Below are 2,338 nucleotides of genomic sequence, written 5' to 3'. Positions count from 1 at the left end.
CCAACGCAGTGTTCCAGTGGCTGCCGGAGCATCCGGCGATCTTCCAGCGGCTGATGGGTTTTTTGGCGCCGGGCGGCGCGCTTGCCGTGCAGATGCCCGACAATATGAGCGAGCCCTCGCACCGGCTGATGCGGGAGACGGCGGCCGAAATGCCGTTTGCCGAAAAGCTCGCGGGTGCTGCGCGCGGGCCGCTGCCGCCGGTGTCGTTCTACTACGATATTTTGTCGCCGTTCTCCGACCGGCTCGACATCTGGCACACCGCCTACAATCATCCGCTGGCCGGTGCCGAAGCCATCGTCGAATGGCTGAAGTCGACCGGGCTGAAGCCGTTCCTCGACCCGCTCGACGAGGCCGAGCGCCCGCTTTTTCTCACGCGCTACATAGCCAGGATAGCAGAGGCCTATCCGAACACGGCGAACGGCAAGGTGCTGCTGCGTTTCCCGCGCTTGTTCATCGTTGCGCGGCGATCCGCTTAGAAACGGAGCCACACCGAGAGGCAGTGCCTGGCGGCGCTTGACCCGGTTTTACCACCATGCGCATTCAGCCACGCAAGGTCGTGGTCTTTTGTCTCAGGCACTTGATTTAAGCCGGCGTAAACGCCCACCAGGTAGGAAAAACAGTTGCGCCCAGTCTTCGCGGCGCCCACATCAAGCCGCAACGCTGCGCATGGGGACGAACTGAAAAATGCATCGCGTCATCATCAGCGGCATCGGCGTTGAAATCCCCGAGCCTTCAATCACCAATGAAGAACTGGTCGACAGCTTCAATGCCTGGGTCGACATGGAGAATGTCCGCCGCGAAGCTTCGGGCGAGACACTGCTGCAGAAGTCGGACAGTGCCTTCATCGTCCATGCTTCGGGCGTGCAGACCCGCCATGTGATCGAGCGCGAAGGCATTCTCGACCCGACCCGCATGGCGCCGCGCATTCCGGCGCGGCCGGACGATGCGCTGTCGCTGGAGGCCGAGTTCGGCATCGCGTCCGCCAGGAAAGCGCTCGACCATGCCGGCCTGGAGCCTGGGGATATCGACCTGGTGATCTGCTCGGCCTCGCATCACCAGCGGCCCTATCCGGCGATCGCCATCGAGATGCAGCAGGCGATGGGCACGAAGGGCGCTGGTTTCGATATGGGCCTTGGCTGCTCATCGGCGGCGGCGGCATTGCACATTGCGGTCAATCTGGTACGGGCCGGCGCACACAGGCGCGTGCTGGTCACGACGCCCGAGATCATCACCGGCCATCTCAATTTCCGCGACCGGCAGACGCATTTCATCTTCGGCGATGCTTCTGTCTCGATGATCGTCGAGGGGCTTGCCCAGGGCGACAAGCGGCCGGGACGCTTTGAGGTGCTCGACACGCGGACCTGGACGCAGATGTCCAACAACATTCGCACCAATCTCGGCTATTACACGCGCACCGCCCAGGACGATCCATATATGATCAATCTGGAAGGCAATCTGATCAAGCAGGTCGGCAACAAGGTGTTCAAGGAAGTCACCGTCGCCGGACACAAGTTCATCGTCGAGTTCCTGGCCGAGCACGGGCTGACGCCGCAGGCGATCCGGCGCTTCTGGCTGCATCAGGCCAATGCCCGGATGAACGCCATGATCCTGAAGCTGTCGTTCGGCCATGAGGTCGGCCATGACCGTGCGCCGATGGTGCTGGAGCGCCTCGGCAATACCGCAGGCGCGGGCGCGATCGTCGCCCTGTCGGAGAACCACGCCGACATGAAGGCCGGCGACTATGGCCTGCTCTGCGCCTTCGGCGCCGGCTATTCGATTGGCGGGGCGCTATTGCGCATGCTCTGATTTGTCTTGGCGCGAACGGCACCAGCATTAGCGGGCGCCGGTTTGTAATCGCATCAGTCTGCTTGATTGGAGCATCAGTGCTTTAGACTGGACCTGGTGAGCTCACTGCGGCTAATTGCCTGGCATCACGCACGGAGCGAAGCCTTATGCTGGATCTCTTCCCCGAGACCGAGAACCCGGTCGAAATCATCCCGGCGCGGAAGCTTGCCGCGCAGGTTGCCGCGCTTTACGTCGCGCCATCAGATCATTTCGAGACACGCGCGGTGGATGAATTGCGGCTCGGCTTCAACGGCATCGACGGCGATTTCCACGCTGGCGCGACGCGGCGCTCGGGCGGGCGCGAGCCCTGGTATCCACGCGGCACCGAGATGCGCAACGAGCGGCAGCTGTCGATCGTGGCGGCGGACGAGCTGGCGATCGTCGCCCAGCGGATGGGCATCGCCGATATCAAGCCGGAGTGGATCGGCGCCAATCTCTTGATCGAAGGCCTGCCCCATCTCTCCATGCTGCCGTCCGGCACGCTGCTGTTCTT

General features: G+C 62.9%; 1 protein-coding gene and 2 pseudogenes. All 3 read left to right on the top strand.

Translation table 11 applies throughout. From position 1 onward, the window contains the following. Positions 1–476: pseudogene (locus EOA86_RS31115) on the top strand (trans-aconitate 2-methyltransferase); the annotation flags it as partial. Between the two features lie 208 nt (positions 477–684). Continuing rightward, positions 685–1,806, top strand: a complete 1,122-nt coding sequence (locus tag EOA86_RS31110; RefSeq protein ID WP_095492241.1) for a beta-ketoacyl-ACP synthase III — start codon at positions 685–687, stop codon at positions 1,804–1,806. Between the two features lie 146 nt (positions 1,807–1,952). Next, a pseudogene (locus EOA86_RS31105) lies at positions 1,953–2,338 on the top strand (molybdenum cofactor sulfurase); the annotation flags it as partial.

The organism is Mesorhizobium sp. M5C.F.Ca.IN.020.32.2.1 (assembly GCF_004023105.1).
Taxonomy (GTDB): domain Bacteria; phylum Pseudomonadota; class Alphaproteobacteria; order Rhizobiales; family Rhizobiaceae; genus Mesorhizobium; species Mesorhizobium wenxiniae.
Note: the sequence above shows the minus strand (reverse complement) of the source record. Positions and strands in the feature narration are given on the sequence as shown.

Excerpts from the sequence above, each read along its gene's own strand:
- EOA86_RS31110 (WP_095492241.1), top strand. The coding sequence starts at position 685 with ATGCATCGCGTCATCATCAGCGGCATCGGCGTTGAAATCCCCGAGCCT.